This is a genomic window from Micromonospora okii, assembly GCF_020884795.1.
GTDB lineage: Bacteria > Actinomycetota > Actinomycetes > Mycobacteriales > Micromonosporaceae > Micromonospora > Micromonospora okii.
In genome coordinates, this window is the sequence record NZ_BBZF01000013.1 from 309,403 (window position 1) to 326,217 (window position 16,815).

Here is a 16,815-nt window from a genome sequence, read left to right on the forward strand (position 1 = left end):
CACCACGGCGCACACGCCCGGCGAGGGGCCCCGGATGGGGCCCCTTCACCCCACGCCGAAGGAGGCCCTGCGGATGGACCTGCCGTTCACCGTCGCCACGCTGGCCCGGCGCGGTCTGCTCACCCCCGGCCCGCCCCTCCGGGTCGCCGCTCAGCTCAACGCGCTGCGGAAATGGGGCTGGGGGCTCTCCGGCGAGCTGCGCCAGGCCGCGAACCGGGACCCGGGCCGCGTCGCCGTCGTTGACGAGCGGGGCGGCACGCTGACGTACCGGGACCTGCTCGTCCGGGCCGAGCTGCTGGCGAAGTCGCTGCGCGGCGCGCTCGGCGTCCGGGCCGGGGACAGGATCGGGCTGCTGTGCCGCAACCACCACGGCCTCGTCGAGGCCATGGTCGCCACCACCCTGCTCGGCGCCGACGCCGTGCTGGTCAACACCGGGCTCTCCGCCGCGCAGCTCGCCACCGTCGCCGAGCAGCAGGCGCTCAGGGCGCTGGTGCACGACGACGAGTTCGCCGAGCGGGTCGCCGGCCTCCCGGCCGAACTGCCCCGGGTCGGCGAGGGCCGGCTGAAGGAGCTGGTCTCGGGCGCGCCCCCCGGCGACCTCCGGCCCCCGGCGCGTGACGGCCGGACCATCGTGCTCACCTCCGGCACCACCGGCACGCCCAAGGGCGCCCGCCGCCCCACCCCGCATGGCTTCGGGCCACTGGTCTCCATCATCAGCCGGATCCCGCTGCGCGTCCGGGACACCGTGATGATCACCGCGCCGATCTTCCACACCTGGGGGTACGCCGCCCTCCAGGTCTGCTTCGCCCTGCGGGCCACCATCGTGCTGCACCGCCGCTTCGACCCGGCCGCCACCCTGGAGGCGCTGGTGGCCCAGCGCTGCGACGCCATGTTCGCCGTGCCGGTGATGGTGCAGCGGCTCATGGAGGTACCGCCGCCGCAGCACAGGCCGCCGCTCAAGGTGGTCGCGGTCAGCGGGTCCGCGCTGCCCGGCGGGCTGCCCACCCGCTTCATGGACGCCTACGGCGACGTCCTCTACAACCTGTACGGCTCGACCGAGGTCTCCTGGGCGTCCATCGCCGGCCCGGGGGACCTGCGCGCGGCGCCCACCACCGCCGGCCGCCCGCCCCACGGCACCCGACTGCGCATCCTCGACGAGGAGGGCAGGCCGGTGCCGACGGGTCAGGTCGGGCGGATCTTCGTCGGCAACGAGATGCTCTTCGAGGGCTACACCTCCGGCGCGGAGCGGGAGAGCCGGGACGGGCTGCTGGACACCGGCGACCTCGGTCGGGTCGACGCCGACGGGCTGCTCTTCGTCGACGGGCGGGCCGACGACATGATCGTCTCCGGTGGGGAGAACGTCTTCCCGTCCGAGGTGGAGGACCTGATCGGCCGGCTGCCCCAGGTCCGGGAGGTGGCCGTCATCGGCGTGCCCGACCAGGCGTACGGCCAGCGGCTCGCCGCCTTCCTCGCGCTGCACCCCGGCGAGACGCTGGACCCGGAGGCGGTCCGCGAACACGTGCGGCACCACCTGGCCCGGTTCTCCGTACCCCGGGACGTGGTCTTCGTGGCGCGCCTGCCGCGCAACGCCACCGGCAAGGTGCTCACCCGCGAGCTGCGCCGCCACCACGGCTGACGGCGCCTCCACACCGGGAAGCCCCGGAGCCGACGACCGGGGTCGGCCCCGGGAATTCCCCGGTGCCCGGCGGGCCGGGCCACCGGCAGGCTCGACGCATGACACCCACGAATCGCCGTACCGCCCTCGTCAGCGCCGCGCTCGGTGCCCTGCTCGCCGTCGCGACGCCCGGCGCGGTCCTCGCCGCACCGCCCACCGACGCGGCCCGCTCCGGGGCCCACTGCCGTCCCGGCACCCTCGACCCCGCCCCGATACGGGCGGCGATCGCCGGCCTGCCCAACGCGGACGCGACCAGCGCCCAGGTGCGGATCACCACCCCGGCGGGCTGCTGGACGGGGACCAGCGGCGTGCGGAAACTGCACGCCCAGTCCCCCGTGCCGCGACACGCGCGGTTCCGGGTGGGCAGCGTCACCAAGGTCTTCACCGCGGCGCTGGTGCTGAAACTCGCCGCCGAGGGCCGGGTCGACCTCGACGACCCGGTGCAGGGACACCTGCCCGGCCTCTTCCCCGCCGACTACCCCACCGTGACCGTCCGCCAGTTGCTCGACCACACCAACGCGATCGCCGGCCCGACGCTGCCGGGCGACATCGAGTGGCAGCTCGCCCACCGGTACGACCGCTGGACCCCGGAGCAGATCGTCCGGCTCGGGCTGGAGAACCCGCGCCTTTTCTCCCCGGGCGAGAAGCAGCACTACACCAACATGGGGTACATCGTCGCCGGCCTGCTGATCGAGAAGGTCACCGGGCGCTCGTACGCCGAGGAACTGGACCGGCGGATCGCCCGCCCGCTCGGCCTGCGCGACACGTACGCGCCCGGCGCCGACCCTCGCATCCGAGGCCCGCACGCCCGGGGGTACCAGGCCGTCGTGCGGGACGGGGCGACCGAGCTGGTCGACGTGACCGACTGGAGCCAGACCTTCACCCCCGCCGCCGGAAACGTCATCTCCAGCCTGGCCGACCTGGACGCCTTCACGACGGCGCTCTTCGCCGGCCGGGTCGTGCCGGAGCCGCAGCTCGCCGAGATGTTCACCCTCCCTGCGGTGGACGACGTCGAGGGCGGGCCGGCCCGGTACAGCGCCGGGTTGACCGCCATGCCGCTGCCCACCGGCGAGACCCTCTGGGTCAAGACGGGCTCCCGGTTCGGCTACCTGGCCGCCGTCGCGTCCACCAGGGACGGCCGGTTCCGGGTGGAATACTCCATCACCAGCACGGACGCCAAGAGCGAGGAGCTGAGCGCCACCGCCCAGGCCGTCATCGCCGCCGCGCTCGGCATGGTCTGATCGGGCCCGAGGGGCCGTCGCACGACCTCGCCCGACGCCCCTCCTCGGGGATGGCCAGCAGCCGCGGATCAGCCCGGCAGGGTGATCCGGCCCTCCACCGCCGCGGCGGCGATGTCGCCACGGTGGTGCGAGCCGTCCAGCCCGATGCCCCCGACCAGCGCGTACGCGGCGTCGCGCGCGGCGGCGAGGGTGGGGCCGGTGGCCGTACCGCAGAGGACCCGGCCACCGGCGGAGCGCAACGTGCCGTCGGCGTCGCGGCGGGTGCCGGCGTGGATGACGCCCGGTCGGTCGGCGCCGGTGATCACGTCGCCGGTGCGCGGGGTGCCCGGGTAGTTCCCGGCGGCCACCACCACGGTCACCGCCGCGCCGTCGCGCCAGCGCAGCGGCGGGTGATCGGCCAGCGTGCCGGTCGCGGCGGCGTGCAGCAGCCCGCCGAGCGGCGTCTCCAGCAGCGCGAGGACGACCTGGGTCTCCGGGTCGCCGAAGCGGGCGTTGAACTCGATCACCCGGGGGCCGGCGGCGGTGATCGCCAGGCCCACGTAGAGCAGGCCGGCGAACGGGGTGCCCCGGCGGCGCATCTCGGCCAGCGTGGGGTGGACGACGTCGCGCATGACCTCGTCGACCAGGCCGGGCGGGGTCCAGGGCAGCGGCGCGTACGCCCCCATGCCGCCGGTGTTCGGGCCCGCGTCGCCGTCGCCGACCCGCTTGAAGTCCTGCGCCGGCAGCAGCGGCACGGCGGCCTCGCCGTCGGTCACCACGAAGAGGGAGACCTCGGGGCCGGCCAGGTACTCCTCGACGACGACCCGGCCGCAGTCCTCGGCGTGGCGCAGCGCGGCGGCGCGGTCGTCGGTGACGACGACGCCCTTGCCGGCGGCCAGCCCGTCGTTCTTCACCACGTACGGCGCGCCGAACTCGTCGAGCGCGGCGGCGGTCGCGGCCGGTTCGACGCAGGTGTACGCGCGGGCGGTCGGCACGCCGGCGGCGGTCATCACGTCCTTGGCGAACGTCTTCGAGCCCTCCAGCCGGGCGGCCTCGGCGGACGGCCCGAACGCGGCGATGCCCTTGGCGCGTACGGCGTCGGCGACCCCTGCGACCAGCGGCGCCTCGGGCCCGATCACCACCAGGTCGACACCGATCTCCACGGCGAGCGCCGCCACGGCGTCGGGATCGACGGGATTCACCTCCCGCAGCTCGGCAACCCCGGCGATCCCGGGATTACCGGGCGCGGCGATCACCGCCTCGACGGAAGGATCGCCGGCAAGCCCGAGCGCGAGCGCATGCTCCCGCCCCCCACCACCAAGAAGAAGTACCCGCACGACCCGGCATCCTACCCACCCCCACCCGGACGCCCCCGGATGCTCCCTGGGCGCACCCTGGGCGCACCCGGACGCTCCCGTTGATCAAGAAGTTTGCGTCGGTGTCGATCTTCGAGTTGACGCAAACTCCTTGATCAACGGGGCTGGCGGCGGACGGCCCGGGGCTGGCGGCGGCGGACGGCCCGGGGCTGGTCAGTGGTCGGTCAGTGGCCGGTCATTGCCTGGCGGATCGTCCAGGGGATGTAGTCCGGGCGGAGGGTGTCGGCCCAGGTGAAGCGGAGCACGCGCCAGCCCGCGTTCGTCAGGCGGTTCTGGCGGCGGCGGTCGGCGAAGAGGGCGTCCAGGCCACCGTGCGGTCCGGCTCCGTCGGCCTCCGCGATCAACCGCGCGCCGCGCCAGCCCAGGTCGCCGACGCCGAGCAGGTAGCCGTCGCCGTCCCGCACCTCCAGTTGCAGGACGTCCGGCGGGACGCCGCCGTCGACGCACCGCAGCCGCGCCCGGGTCTCCAGCGGCGACTGCGCCCGACCGTCCGCCTCGACCAGGTACGACCGGGCGAGGCGGGCGCCCCGGCGCCCCCGGATGAGGACGGCCAATGCCGCCAAGTCGTCCGCCGTCACCAACTGGCGGTTCAGCGCCGAGTCGAGCACCGACACGGCCGCGTACCGACGCTGGCGGAGGATGACATCGGCGACCGTCCGCAGCGGCGAGGTGACCGGGATGCCCGCCACCCGCACGACGTCGCCGGAACGCACCGTCAACTGGTGGACCGCGAGCGAGGAGTCACCGCGCCGCTGCGGCCGTGGCCGGTCGACGGGCACGGACATGTGCACGATCCGGGACCGGCGCAGGCCGGCGATGCCGTGCAACTCCAGCGCCGTGTCCAGGACGGCGAAGGCGCGCCCGGCCCCAGGCTCACCACGGCGGCGCGGACTCGCGCCCGGTGGGCTGCGTCCCGGTCCGGCTCGCCTGCCGGCGCGAAGCAGCCCCGCGCCAGCCACGTCCACCGGCCGGACCGGCAGAGCTGGCGGATCTGGTCGCGGGTGAAACCGGCCGCCAACGCCTGCGCGGTGGTGACCATGCCGTCCTGCTCGGCGGCGACTCGGCGAAGGACTTCGATGGGGGTCACGCCCCCACCCTCACCCAACCAGCCGCCTGCGTTCACCCCCTGTGGAAAACCCTGTGGACAACCGGCCTCCCGCCCGCCCCCTCCGCACGTTGATCAAGAAGTTTGCGTCAGTCGGGCAACCGATCGCTGACGCAAACTTCTTGATCAACACGCCAAAGGGGTGGTTAGGGGAGGAGGGGGTGGCGGGTTACGTTTTCCTCGCGGCCCGGGCCCACGCCCACCACGCTGACGCGGGTGCCGCAGAGTTCCTCGATCCTCGCGATGTAGCGCCTCGCGTTCTCGGGGAGGTCGGCCTCGGTCCTCGCCTCGGTGATGTCCTCCCACCAGCCGTCGTGCTCCTCGTAGATCGGCGTGGCGTGGTGGAAGTCGGTCTGGGTCATCGGCATGTCGTAGAAGCGCTCGCCGTTGACCTCGTACCCGACGCAGAGCGGCACCTTCGGCAGGCCGGTGAGCACGTCCAACTTGGTGATCACCAGGTCGGTGACGCCGTTGAGGCGGCAGGCGTACCGGGCCACGACGGCATCGAACCAGCCGCAGCGGCGCTCCCGGCCGGTGGTCGTGCCGTACTCGTGGCCGACCTTGCGCAGGTGCTGGCCGTTGTCGTCGAACAGCTCCGTCGGGAACGGGCCGGAGCCCACCCGCGTCGTGTACGCCTTGCTCACCGCGATGACCTTGTTGATCGCGGTCGGCGGGATGCCGGCGCCCACGCACGCCCCGCCGGCCGTCGGGTTCGACGAGGTGACGAAGGGGTACGTGCCGTGGTCCATGTCGAGCATGGTGGCCTGGGCGCCCTCCAGCAGCACCGTCTCGCCCCGGTCGAGGGCGTCCCAGAGCATCACCCGGGTCTCGGCGATGTACGGCTTGAGCCGCTCGGCGTACGCCAGGTACTCCTCGACGGTCTCGTCGACGTCGATCGCCTTGCGGTTGTAGACCTTGAACAGCACCTGGTTCTTCTCGCGCAGCGCGAGCTCCAGCTTCTTGCGCAGGATGCCCGGGTCGAGCAGGTCCTGGAGCCGGATGCCCATCCGGGCGACCTTGTCCCCGTACGCGGGGCCGATGCCCCGGCCGGTGGTGCCGATCCGGGAGCTGCCGAGGTACCGCTCGACCACCAGGTCGAGGGCGCGGTGGTGCGGCATGATCAGGTGCGCGTCGCCGGAGATGCGCAGCCGGGAGACGTCCACGCCGCGCTCGGCGAGGCCGTCGATCTCGGTCAGCAGCACCTTCGGGTCGACCACCACGCCGTTGCCGATGACGATCATCGCGCTCGGCGAGAGCGCGCCCGACGGCATCAGGTGCAGCGCGTACTTCTGCCCGTCCGGCGTGATCACCGTGTGGCCGGCGTTGTTGCCGCCCGAGTAGCGCACGACGTAGTCGACCCGCTCACCCAGCAGGTCGGTAACCTTGCCCTTGCCCTCGTCGCCCCACTGAGCGCCGATGAGCACGATCGCTGGCATCTCTTCAGCCTCCAGAAGGCTCGGGTGCCAGGTGGCGACCGGTCGGCGAGCCCGGGGTGTCAGGCTAACAAGAGGTCACGACGGGACCGGCAGGGGTTCGTCGAGAATCAGGAGGCTCCTCGTGTACGACGTGGTGCTGCTCACCCTCGGTTCGGAGCGGGACGCTCCCGGTGGGGGCTGCGGCGTCGGCGGCGCCTGCTGCGGCGGCGCGGACGAGGGCGCCCCCGGCCGGGCCGACGAGGGCGCCGCTTCCGGCCGGGCCGACGAAAACGCCGGTTCCGGCCGGGCCGAGGAGCGCTGCGAGACTCCCCGGGTGCCGGTGCTGGCCTGCGCCGACGCGCTGACCGCCCGGGGTGCCCGGGTGGAGACCGTCACCGCCCGCTCGGACGCGGAGATCGACGAGGTGCTGGCCCGGCTCGACGGCCCGCCCCGCCCCGACGGCCTCACCTGGCCCGACCCGGACTCGAAGATCCGGCTGGTCGTCGCCACGGCCAGCGACGCCCAGTTGCGCGCCGTCGTGCGCCGGCTCGTCCGGCGGTACGCCCCACCGCCCAGCCGCCGCCCCGACGACCTGCCGGGCAACCGTACGGTGCCGGACCTGCCGCCGTTGGGCGTACTCCCGCTCGATCCGGCCCGGAGCGGCGGCCAGCGCCAGCGGGACCTGGCCGCGCAGCTCGGGTTGCCGCGCGACCCGGCGGCGGTGGCGGCGGCGGTGCTGGACGGCACGCCCCGGCGGCTCGACCTGCTGCGCAACGACGGCGGCTCGGTCACCCTGGACGGCGCGCTGATCGGGGCCGCCGACGACGCCGGCCGGCCGCTGCACTGGCGGGGCCGGGTGGAGGTGGACGACGCCCTGCTGTCGGCCGGCGACGACCCGCTGCTGGCCTGCGCCATCGGCAACGCGGGCGGGTACGCCCAGCTCGACGGGCTGCCGCTGCTCACCGGCGGCGACCCGACGGACGGCGTGGTCGAGGTGGCGGTGGCCGTTCCCGTGGTGACCCGCTCGGCGTTGGGCAGGAAGCGGGTGCGGTTCGAGGTACGCCGGGCCCGGGGGCGCGCCGTGGCCGTCGTGCCGCGCGACGAGCGGGTGCCCTACCTCGACGACGGGGTCGAGGGCGAGCTGAGCCGGAAGCGGTCCTGGTGGACCGAGCCGGGCGCCTGGGCGGTCTGGGTGGCCTGACCCGGGAGCCTTCCGTCCGGGGTCGGCGACCCGGGGGCGCGGGCGCGGCGGTGGAGACTCGTGTCGATGCCGCGGCTCGCTCCGGGGCCTATCCTCGGCAGGAGGAATGGGGAGGAACCGTCGTGGACGACAACGCCGACCGGGTCCACGTGCCCGGCCAGCCGCCGGTGCCGGAGCGGGACATCGAACCACTCTGGCCGCCGGACCCGAGCGATCCCGGCCCGAACGATCCCGGGCCGCCCTACGACTTCCGCAGCGCGTACCCGTCGCTGGGGGCGGAGCCGAGCCAGTACGTCGCGTACCAGCCCACGATCGGGCCGGAGGGGCAGCCGATCGCCTCGGAGCCGGGGCAGGGCGAGCAGTGGCAGGGCGCGGCGGGGTACGACGCGACTGGGGGGTACGACGCGACTGCGGGGCGGCACGGGGCGGCGGGACAGCACAGGGCTGCGGGGCACGACGAAGCTGCAAGGCAGCATGGAACGCCGGCCGACGCGGTCAACGGGCGCGCCCCGGTGTCGCCGGAGGCCGCGTGGCCTGCGCCCCCGGAGGCGGCGGGACCGGTGCCCGCCCAGGCGGCCTGGCCCGTGCCGTCCGAGACGGCGTGGGCGCCGCCGTCTGCGGGCGAAAGCCCGGCCCCTGCTCCCCGAACCGGGCAACCGGTCAGCGGGCCGGTCGACCTGAACCTGCCGTTCACCCTGGACCCCCCGGTCGTAGCCGGCCCCGTGCCCGGCCCGCCCCCGGTGGGCCCGGCCGCCCCTTCCGCCCCGGTCGATCCGCCGGCCACCCCTCCCACCACCGTCAACCCACCGGCCACCGCGCCCGCCACCGGGAATCCGCCGGCCAGCTCCTCCACCACCGGCAATGCGCCGGTCGGCTCGCCCGCCCCGGCGGAGCCGACCGCGACACCCGCGCCGGTGCGGCCGGCCGCCGCGCCGGTTCGCGTGGATCCGTCGGCCGCCCGGCCCGTGCCGGTGGAGCCGGCCGTCGTGCCCGCGCCGGTGGAGCCCGCCGTCGTGCCCGTGCCGGTGGAGCCGGTCGCCGCGCCGATACCGGTGGAACCGATGGCCGCGCCCGTGCCGGTGGAACCGATGCTCGCGCCCGTGCCGGTGCAGCCGTTCACCGCGCCCGTGCCGGTCGAACCAGTGGCCGCGCCGATTCCCCTGGAGGCGGCAGCGGTAGAGCCCGCGTCGGGGGCCGCCGCCCAGGCCGGTGTGCCGGGGCGGGGCGGTGCCGGTGGGGCGGCCACCTCGGCGGGCGGCGGCGGGGGGCGGGCGGCCGAGTCGCCGTGGGCCCTGCCGCCGCAGCGTCCCGCCGGCGGGGGCGCCGGGCCGGGGCGGCGAAGCGGCGGGGGGCAGCCCGGGGCGGGCGCGGGGACGCAGCCCGCCGGCCATCCGACGCGCCCGGGCGAGGCGCACCGGCCGGAGGAGGGGCCGCGCCAGCCGGCGGGTGAGGCGTACCGGCCGGAGGGGGCGGTGGGGGCGGCGGCCGTGCCGACCGAGGCGGCGTCGGAGCCGCCGCCGGGGCCGTTCCCGCCGGTGATGAACCCGCCGGCACCGCTGGCACCGACCCCGTATCCGCCCGCCGCCGGCCCGGACCCCTACACGGCCGCCGCCGCGCCGGTTGATCCATACGCTGCCGCGCCCGTCGACCCGTACACCGCCGCCGCGCCCGTAAATCCGTACGCCGCCGACCTGTACGGCGGCGCGAGCGCGCCCGTCGACCCGTACTCCGGGGGGTATCCGGCCACGGCTGGTGGGCCCCCGGGGTGGGCCGCCGGGCCGGAGCCCGATCCGGCGCGGCCGGACGCGCTGCCGCCGGCCGCCGCGCCCGACCCCGCCCGACCCGAGCAGGCGCAGGGCGCGTCGGGGCAGCCGGGCACGCCGGGCTGGTATCCCCAGGGCTGGCCGCAGGGCCAGCAGCCGGCGGCGCAGTCGCCGTACCGGGAGGCGGACGGGGTGACGCGGGTGCCGCCCGGGTACCCGGAGCAGGGCTGGGCACCGGAGCCGGGCATCCCGCCGACCGCCGAGGACTTCGCCCGCCGCCGGCAGGTGCGCCCGGCCGACCCGGTGGCCACGATGGGCGTGCGGGCGGTGGTGAACAAGATGGGGCTGGTGCGGCTCCCGCCGAGCCGGCACGAGCAGGATCTGCGCCGCGACATCGAAATGGTGCGCCGCAACTTCGGCGGGCTGCGCCAGGTGACCGTGGTCAACCCGAAGGGCGGCGCGGGCAAGACCGTGGCGATCCTGCTGCTCGCCATGACCTTCGGCCAGAAGCGCGGCGGGTACGTGCTGGCCTGGGACAACAACGAGACCCAGGGCACCCTCGGGATGCGCGCCCAGCAGGACTTCCACTCCCGTACGGTGCGGGACATGCTGCGCGACCTGGGCCAGTTCCAGGGCGCGCACGGGCGGGTCGGCGACCTGTCGCAGTACGTCCGCTCGCAGGGCGAGGGAATGTTCGACGTGCTCGCCTCGGACGAGTCGGCCACCGGCGGGGAGATGCTCACCGCGTCGGCGTTCGCCGAGATCCGGGAGGTCGTGAGCCGGTTCTACAAGCTGATCTTCGTGGACACCGGCAACAACGTGCGGGCGCAGAACTGGCAGGCCGCGATGGACGCCACCGACCAGCTCGTGGTCACCATGTCGGCCCGCAACGACTCGGCGGAGACCGCCGCCCGGATGCTCGACCACCTGGAGCAGAGCGGCCGGCAGCGGCTCGTGCGGCAGGCGGTGACGGTGGTGTCCATGCCGCCGTCGCGCAAGGAGATCGACCTGCCGGCCATCCAGGAGCACTTCGCGGCCCGGACCCGGGCGGTGCTGCTCGCGCCGTACGAGCGGCTGATCGACACCGGCGAACCGATCCGGTACGGGCAGCTCTCGTCGGCCACCCGGGACGCCTGGTTGAAGATCGCCGCCTCGGTGGCCGAGGGGCTCTGAGCGGCGCGCCGGCCGGCCCGCGCGGGTGTGTCGCGGGCCGGCCGGGCGCGCCGGGCGGGTCAGCTACTCGTGCTGGCCAGGGCGTCCCCGGCGGCGGGGTCGCAGTCGCGGAGGAACTGGGCGCAGCGGGCGGCCTCGTCCGCCTCACCGATCTCCCCGGCCGCCCTGGAGAGCACGTACAGGCAGCGGAGGAAGCCCCGGTTCGGCGCGTGCGACCAGGGCACCGGGCCGTGGCCCTTCCAGCCGCTGCGGCGCAACTGGTCCAGGCCCCGGTGGTAGCCGGTCCGCGCGTACGCGTACGCGGGGACGACCTGGCCGGCGGCCAGCGCGCGGGTCGCCAGCGCGGCCCAGCCGGCGCCGTAGGTCGGGAAACGGGCGGCGACCTCGGCGTACGCCTCCTCGGTGCCGGCCTCCCGGGCGGCGGCGAGCGCCGCGTCCGCCTCTTCGTGGGCCGGCAGGAGGGTGGCCGGCGGCTCAGGCAAGAGATTCTGCATCGCCCCATTCAACCCGCTTCGCTCTGCCCCTCGCGAGCGGGTCGACGGACCGGCTGGCTGAACGGTTGAGGCGTTCGTCACGCCTGCGGTCACGTCGCCGACCCCTCCGGCGACCTCCGCCGGAACCTGTGGTCGCGTCGCCGGACCCTGTGGCCGCAGGGGCGGACCTCGCGGCCCATCCCGGCGGGGGTCGCCCTGCACTACAACTATTGGTCCGGAGCCTCCCCAGGACCCGGTGGGAAGGGAGCCCGGCGGAATACCGCCGGGCTCCCGTGCGTTCGGAGCCGGTTTGGGGTTGCCGGCGCTGGGCAGGATGAGCGCGTGCCGACCCCACCTCCCGCCGACGTCATCTCCCCGCACGACACCAGCGCCACCGAGATCGAGACCCGCGACGCGTTCGCGCAGCGGTTGACCACCGGCAGCCTGGCCGGGCTGACCGTCCAGGGCCTGCGCCTGGACCTCGACCCGGTTCCCGACCTCACCGGGATCGAGGTGACCGGCACGCTCTTCGTGGGTTGCCGCTTCGCCTCCCGCGAGGTGGGCGCGGACCTGGTCCGACGCGGCGCGAACGTGGTGCCCCCCTTCTCCGGGCTGCCGTACCCGACCCAGCCGTCGCACCTCTACACGCCCGAGGAGCTGGCCGCCGGCTTCGCCGAGGGCGGGTTCGCGACCATGTACGACACCCGGGTGTACGCGCACTTCCGGGCGCACGGCGGGGCGCTGCCGGACGTGAAGGAGGCGCTCGGCCAGCGGCTGCACGACCACGGCGTGGACAACGCGCTGGCCGACGCCACCCGCGCCTGGCTGGCCGAGCACGGGCCGCAGTCCGTGGTGGGCGTGATGGGCGGGCACGCCGTGCGGCGGGGCAGCGCCCCGTACCGGATGGCGGCCGTGCTGGGCTGGGAGCTGGCCCGGGCCGACCGGCTGGTGGTGACCGGCGGCGGGCCCGGCGTGATGGAGGCGGCGAACCTGGGCGCGTACCTGTCGTCCCGGCCGGCCGAGGAGCTGACCGCCGCGATCGACCTGCTCGCGACCGCGCCGGACTTCACCGACCACGAGCGCTACACGGCCACCGCGCTGGAGGTGCGCCTCCGGTACGGGACGCCGCCGGCCGTGCCGCACCAGCGCGGCCCCGAGGTGGGCTGGGCCCGCAGCGGCGGGCTCGCGATCCCCACCTGGCTGTACGGCCACGAGCCGGCGAACCTCTTCGCCGGGCGGATCGCCAAGTACTTCTCGAACGCCATCCGGGAGGACACGATCCTGCGGCTGGCCCGGGGCGGGATCGTCTTCGCGCCCGGCCGGGCCGGCACGGTGCAGGAGGTGTTCCAGGCGGCGACGAAGACGTACTACGGCACGGACGGGGCGAGCGGCGCGTACGTCTTCCTGGACCGGGCGTACTGGACGACGGAGCTGCCGGTGGAGTCCCTGCTCCGCCCGCTGCTGGCCGCCTCCCCGTTCGGGGACCTCTCGGCGACCGTCCACCTGACCGACGACGTGCGCGAGGCGGTCCGAGTGCTGACCGCCGGCTGACCCCGGAAACGCCGACGGCCGGCCCCCGTGGCGGGGGCCGGCCGTCGAAACGGTGGGTCAGGCGATCCGGGTGCCGGTGGAGCGCAGGTGCTCGCACGCCTCGACGACGCGGGCGGACAGGCCGGCCTCGGCCAGCTTGCCCCAGGTCCGCGGGTCGTACTGCTTCTTGTTGCCGACCTCGCCGTCGATCTTCAGCACGCCGTCGTAGTTGCGCAGCATGTGGTCGGCGACCGGGCGGGTGAAGGCGTACTGGGTGTCGGTGTCGATGTTCATCTTCACCACGCCGTAGTCCAGCGCCTCGCGGATCTCGGAGAGCAGCGAGCCGGAGCCGCCGTGGAAGACCAGGCTGAGCGGCTTGTCCTTGCCGTACTTGGCGCCGACCGCCTCCTGGATCTGGTTGAGGATCTCCGGGCGGAGCTTGACGTTGCCCGGCTTGTAGACGCCGTGCACGTTGCCGAAGGTCAGCGCCGCCATGTAGCGGCCCTTCTCGCCCAGGCCGAGCGCGTCGACCATGGCCAGGCCGTCCTCGACGGTGGTGTAGAGCTTGTCGTTGATGGCGTTCTCGACGCCGTCCTCCTCGCCGCCGACGACGCCGACCTCGATCTCCAGGACGATCTTGGCCTCGGCGGCGCGGTCCAGCAGCTCGGCGGCGATCTCCAGGTTCTCCGCCACCGGCACGGCCGAGCCGTCCCACATGTGCGACTGGAACAGCGGCTCCTGGCCGGCGGCGACCCGCTCCCTGGAGACCTGCATCAGGGGCCGGACGAACTTGTCCAGCTTGTCCTTCGGGCAGTGGTCGGTGTGCAGGGCGATGTTGACCGGGTACTTCTTGGCCACCTCGTGGGCGTAGGCGGCGAACGCCACGGCGCCGGTCACCATGTCCTTCACGGACGGGCCGGAGAGGTACTCCGCGCCGCCGGTGGAGACCTGGATGATGCCGTCGCTCTCGGCGTCGGCGAAGCCCTTCAGCGCCGCGTTCAGCGTCTGCGAGGAGGTCACGTTGATCGCGGGGTACGCGTACCGGCCGGCCTTGGCGCGGTCCAGCATCTCCGCGTAGACCTCGGGGGAAGCGATGGGCATGTCGAACGCTCCTTACTTACCGCTGTCGGCCGTCACCGGCCGCTGTCTTCCGTGGGTGCGCCGGACCGCGCTGTCCTCCGCCGGCAGTATCCCGTAGGAGGTGGGCGCGGGCACAACCGACCCTTGATCCGGCCGCCGGGTGGGCGGGCGTGGCCGGAGCGTCACCGGTCCCCGACCCGGTCGGGGACCGCGACGCTGATCAGCCAGCTCACCAGCGCCACCACGATGGCGCCCCAGAAGGCGGCCCAGAAACCGTCCACCCGGAACGGCAGGTCGAGCTGCCGGGCGACCCAGTCGGTCAGCAGGAACAGCAGCGCGTTGACCACCAGGGCGAACAGCCCCAGGGTCAGCAGGTAGAAGACGCAGCCCACCACCTTGATCACCGGCTTGAGCACGGCGTTGACCACGCCGAAGACCAGCGCCACGACCACCAGCGTTCCGATGGTGCTGCCGGCGTGCCGGCCGCCCACTTCGACGCCGGGCACGAGCAACGTGGCGATCCACAGCGCGACCGCGGTGATGGCCAGCCGGATCAGGAAGCCCACGCGACCATCCTGGCACCGCCGCCCGGCCGCCGAGGGGCGATTGGGTCGACCCGCTTCCCCGCGCCACCGAGCGCACGCCCCGGTCACCCCGTACGGTGTGGGTAGCTTTCCACCGGATTCTGGGAGGGACGATGGCTCAGCCCGAGGAGGACTTCGCCCCGAGCGACAACCTCGCTCCGGAGGAACGGGACCCGGAGGCGCCCGCGGCCGACGCCGTGGAGCAGGCCACCTCGACCGATCCGGGCGACGGCGACGCGGAGCCGAGCCGGGGCCTGGAGGTCGACGACTGGGACGCGATGGAGCAGGCCCGGGTGGTCGGTGTCGACGAGGACGACTACCGCTGACCCCGGAGGTGGGCCGGTGTCGGCGTGCCGGTGACCGCGCGGCACCGCTGGACGTTGCGACAGAGATGTCCGCCCTTTCGGCTCATCCGGCCGAAGTCGAGCGAGGCGGGCAGGCTCCGGCGTCGGAGGGTCCATAGGATTCACCCGTGCCACCCGCATCCCCCATCGGGAGGACCCCCGTGCTCACCCATCCGACCCGCCGCTGGCTGGCCGGGATCGGCGTCGCAGGCGCGTTCGTCGCCGTCTCCGCCGCCCCCGCCGTCGCCACCCCCGAGGCCGTCGTCACGCCCTACTTCCAGGGCACCACGATGGTCCCCGACTCGTCCGGCGTCAGTCGCCACCTGACGCTGACCGCCGACCGGCCGGCCCCGCTCCCCGATGCCTCCGTGCGATACGACTTCCGCGCGCTCGCCGGAAAGATCACCGTTGCCGGCGAGCGGCCCGAGAGCTGCACCACCCCGGAGCCGGGCGTTCTGGTCTGCGAGGAAGTCCTGAACCTCGAACTCGAGGCGGCGCCCGGCGCCACGCTCTACCGCGCCGTCGCCAAACCGGTGCGCATCACCCCCACCGACAAGGCGAAGCGCGGCGACTCCGGCACGATCAAGATCGACGTCCTGGTGGCCGGCAAGCAGCGGCTCGCGCACACCTCCCGCGTCCGCATCGGCGAGGGTGTCGACCTGGCCGGCGGGCCGGGCACCACCCGCTCCGCCGCGCCGGGCGGAAAGTTCTCGGTGCCCCTGACCGTGGCCAACGTCGGTGACAAGACCGTCGAGGGCTTCGCCGCGGTCTTCGAGCTTCCCCGCTCGTTCCGACCCGAGGACCGGTTCAGCAACTGCCGCTACGCCGAGGATCGTCTGGTCTCCTGCGAGTTCGACGAGGAGATCCCGGCGGGCGGGGCTCTCACCTCGACGTTGAACTTCCAGCTCGGCAAGGACACCATGGCGCCGACCACCCAGTCCGCCAACGCCAGGTTCCTGACCAAGGCCGACCTCGAGGACCTGATCGGCAAGACCGGGGACGCCGCGGCGCGGGCGGCCAAGCCCGGCACCGGCCCGAGGCTGACCCTGCGGACCGCCCCGAAGATGATGCGGCAGGCCGACCAGACCGACGTCAACCCCGGCAACGACTACACGAACTGGTCCGTCAAGGTCACCGGCAAGAACGGCACCGATCTCGTCGCGATCGGCGCCACGGTGAAGGGCAAGGTGGGCGACGTCGTCACGGCGACCGTCGGCTTCCGCAACGCCGGGCCGGCGACGCTCGACAGGACGAACGGCGACTACGAGGACGCCACCCAGACGCGCGTCGAGCTGCCCCCGGGCACCACGGCCGTCGGAGTCCCCGAGAACTGCGGGCAGCAGGACAGCGGCAGTCGCTGGTACCTGTGCGGCCCGGGCATGGTCCTGGTCGCCGGGGAGACCTACACCCAGGAGTTCCGGCTGCGCATCGACAAGGTCGTCCCGAACGCCAAGGGCCTCGTGTGGGTCAACGGGCGGTGTGACTGCCCCGCCGAGTTCCCCTGGACGGGCGACATCAAGCCGTCCAACGACAAGGCCGCGCTCCTGGTCAACCCGAGCGACGGTGGCGGTGCGGGCGACGGCGACTCGCTGCCCATCACCGGCTCCCCCACCACCCTGACCGTCGGCGTGGGCAGCCTGCTGCTCGTGGCCGGCGCGGGCGGCTACCTGGTGGCCCGGCGCCGCCGCACCCACTTCGTCGCCTGATCCACCCGCACCATCACCGGCGCCCCGTCGGCCCACCTGGGCTGGCGGGGCGTCGTCGTCGCGTCGCTCCCGGCCGAGACGGAGGGCGCTGCGGGTCGGGCCCGGACCGGCGTTCGGTACCCTGTGTGGCCGTGGACACAGTGAAGACGGCGGGCCTGCCTGCGCGACCG

General features: G+C 74.5%; 14 protein-coding genes. 7 read left to right on the top strand and 7 right to left on the bottom strand.

What is annotated here, in order from left to right:
- The first annotated feature begins 73 nt into the window (after positions 1-73).
- Together LPU43_RS04515 and LPU43_RS04520 are read left to right on the top strand one after the other, a co-directional pair.
- A complete protein-coding gene (locus LPU43_RS04515) occupies positions 74-1,636 on the top strand; it encodes an AMP-binding protein (protein WP_229398935.1) in 1,563 nt (520 codons plus the stop codon).
- A gap of 98 nt (positions 1,637-1,734) precedes the next feature.
- Positions 1,735-2,916, top strand: a complete 1,182-nt coding sequence (locus tag LPU43_RS04520) for a serine hydrolase domain-containing protein (protein ID WP_229398936.1) — start codon at positions 1,735-1,737, stop codon at positions 2,914-2,916.
- Between the two features lie 68 nt (positions 2,917-2,984).
- Here LPU43_RS04520 and purD read toward each other — a convergent pair whose 3' ends face one another.
- The 4 genes from purD to LPU43_RS04540 form a co-directional block, all read right to left on the bottom strand.
- A complete protein-coding gene (gene purD, locus LPU43_RS04525; RefSeq protein ID WP_229398937.1) occupies positions 2,985-4,232 on the bottom strand; it encodes a phosphoribosylamine--glycine ligase in 1,248 nt (415 codons plus the stop codon).
- 203 nt (positions 4,233-4,435) lie between these two features.
- Positions 4,436-5,098, bottom strand: a complete 663-nt coding sequence (locus tag LPU43_RS04530; RefSeq protein WP_229399351.1) for a PDDEXK family nuclease — start codon at positions 5,096-5,098, stop codon at positions 4,436-4,438.
- The gene (locus LPU43_RS04535) at positions 4,987-5,310 is read right to left on the bottom strand and encodes a type IV toxin-antitoxin system AbiEi family antitoxin domain-containing protein (protein WP_229399323.1); all 324 of its coding nucleotides are present in this window, start codon (positions 5,308-5,310) and stop codon (positions 4,987-4,989) included. The genes LPU43_RS04530 and LPU43_RS04535 overlap by 112 nt, the downstream gene beginning before the upstream one ends.
- A gap of 212 nt (positions 5,311-5,522) precedes the next feature.
- Complete coding sequence (locus LPU43_RS04540; protein WP_229398938.1) at positions 5,523-6,812, bottom strand: adenylosuccinate synthase; 1,290 nt, start codon at positions 6,810-6,812, stop codon at positions 5,523-5,525.
- A 121-nt stretch (positions 6,813-6,933) separates the two neighbouring features.
- Here LPU43_RS04540 and LPU43_RS04545 point away from each other — a divergent pair, with 121 nt between their 5' ends.
- A complete protein-coding gene (locus LPU43_RS04545; protein ID WP_229398939.1) occupies positions 6,934-7,992 on the top strand; it encodes a diacylglycerol kinase family protein in 1,059 nt (352 codons plus the stop codon).
- A 1,088-nt stretch (positions 7,993-9,080) separates the two neighbouring features.
- Positions 9,081-10,928 (top strand): MinD/ParA family ATP-binding protein, encoded by a 1,848-nt coding sequence (locus LPU43_RS04550; RefSeq protein WP_444543566.1) that lies wholly within the window; start codon positions 9,081-9,083, stop codon positions 10,926-10,928.
- Between the two features lie 59 nt (positions 10,929-10,987).
- On the opposite strand, the gene LPU43_RS04555 is transcribed toward LPU43_RS04550, so the two are convergent.
- Positions 10,988-11,422 carry a DUF3151 domain-containing protein gene (locus tag LPU43_RS04555; protein WP_229398940.1) on the bottom strand — a complete coding sequence of 145 codons (435 nt, stop codon included), beginning with the start codon at positions 11,420-11,422 and terminating at the stop codon, positions 10,988-10,990.
- 321 nt (positions 11,423-11,743) lie between these two features.
- Here LPU43_RS04555 and LPU43_RS04560 point away from each other — a divergent pair, with 321 nt between their 5' ends.
- Positions 11,744-12,952 (top strand): LOG family protein, encoded by a 1,209-nt coding sequence (locus tag LPU43_RS04560; RefSeq protein WP_229398941.1) that lies wholly within the window; start codon positions 11,744-11,746, stop codon positions 12,950-12,952.
- Between the two features lie 57 nt (positions 12,953-13,009).
- On the opposite strand, the gene fbaA is transcribed toward LPU43_RS04560, so the two are convergent.
- Together fbaA and LPU43_RS04570 are read right to left on the bottom strand one after the other, a co-directional pair.
- Positions 13,010-14,032 (bottom strand): class II fructose-bisphosphate aldolase, encoded by a 1,023-nt coding sequence (gene fbaA, locus LPU43_RS04565; protein WP_229398942.1) that lies wholly within the window; start codon positions 14,030-14,032, stop codon positions 13,010-13,012.
- A gap of 161 nt (positions 14,033-14,193) precedes the next feature.
- Positions 14,194-14,577 (bottom strand): phage holin family protein, encoded by a 384-nt coding sequence (locus LPU43_RS04570; RefSeq protein ID WP_229398943.1) that lies wholly within the window; start codon positions 14,575-14,577, stop codon positions 14,194-14,196.
- Between the two features lie 131 nt (positions 14,578-14,708).
- Here LPU43_RS04570 and LPU43_RS04575 point away from each other — a divergent pair, with 131 nt between their 5' ends.
- Both LPU43_RS04575 and LPU43_RS04580 read left to right on the top strand, forming a co-directional pair.
- A complete protein-coding gene (locus LPU43_RS04575; RefSeq protein ID WP_229398944.1) occupies positions 14,709-14,921 on the top strand; it encodes a hypothetical protein in 213 nt (70 codons plus the stop codon).
- A gap of 179 nt (positions 14,922-15,100) precedes the next feature.
- On the top strand, positions 15,101-16,645 hold the full coding sequence (locus LPU43_RS04580; RefSeq protein WP_229398945.1) for an LPXTG cell wall anchor domain-containing protein: 1,545 nt from the start codon (positions 15,101-15,103) through the stop codon (positions 16,643-16,645).
- Positions 16,646-16,815: the final 170 nt, after the last annotated feature.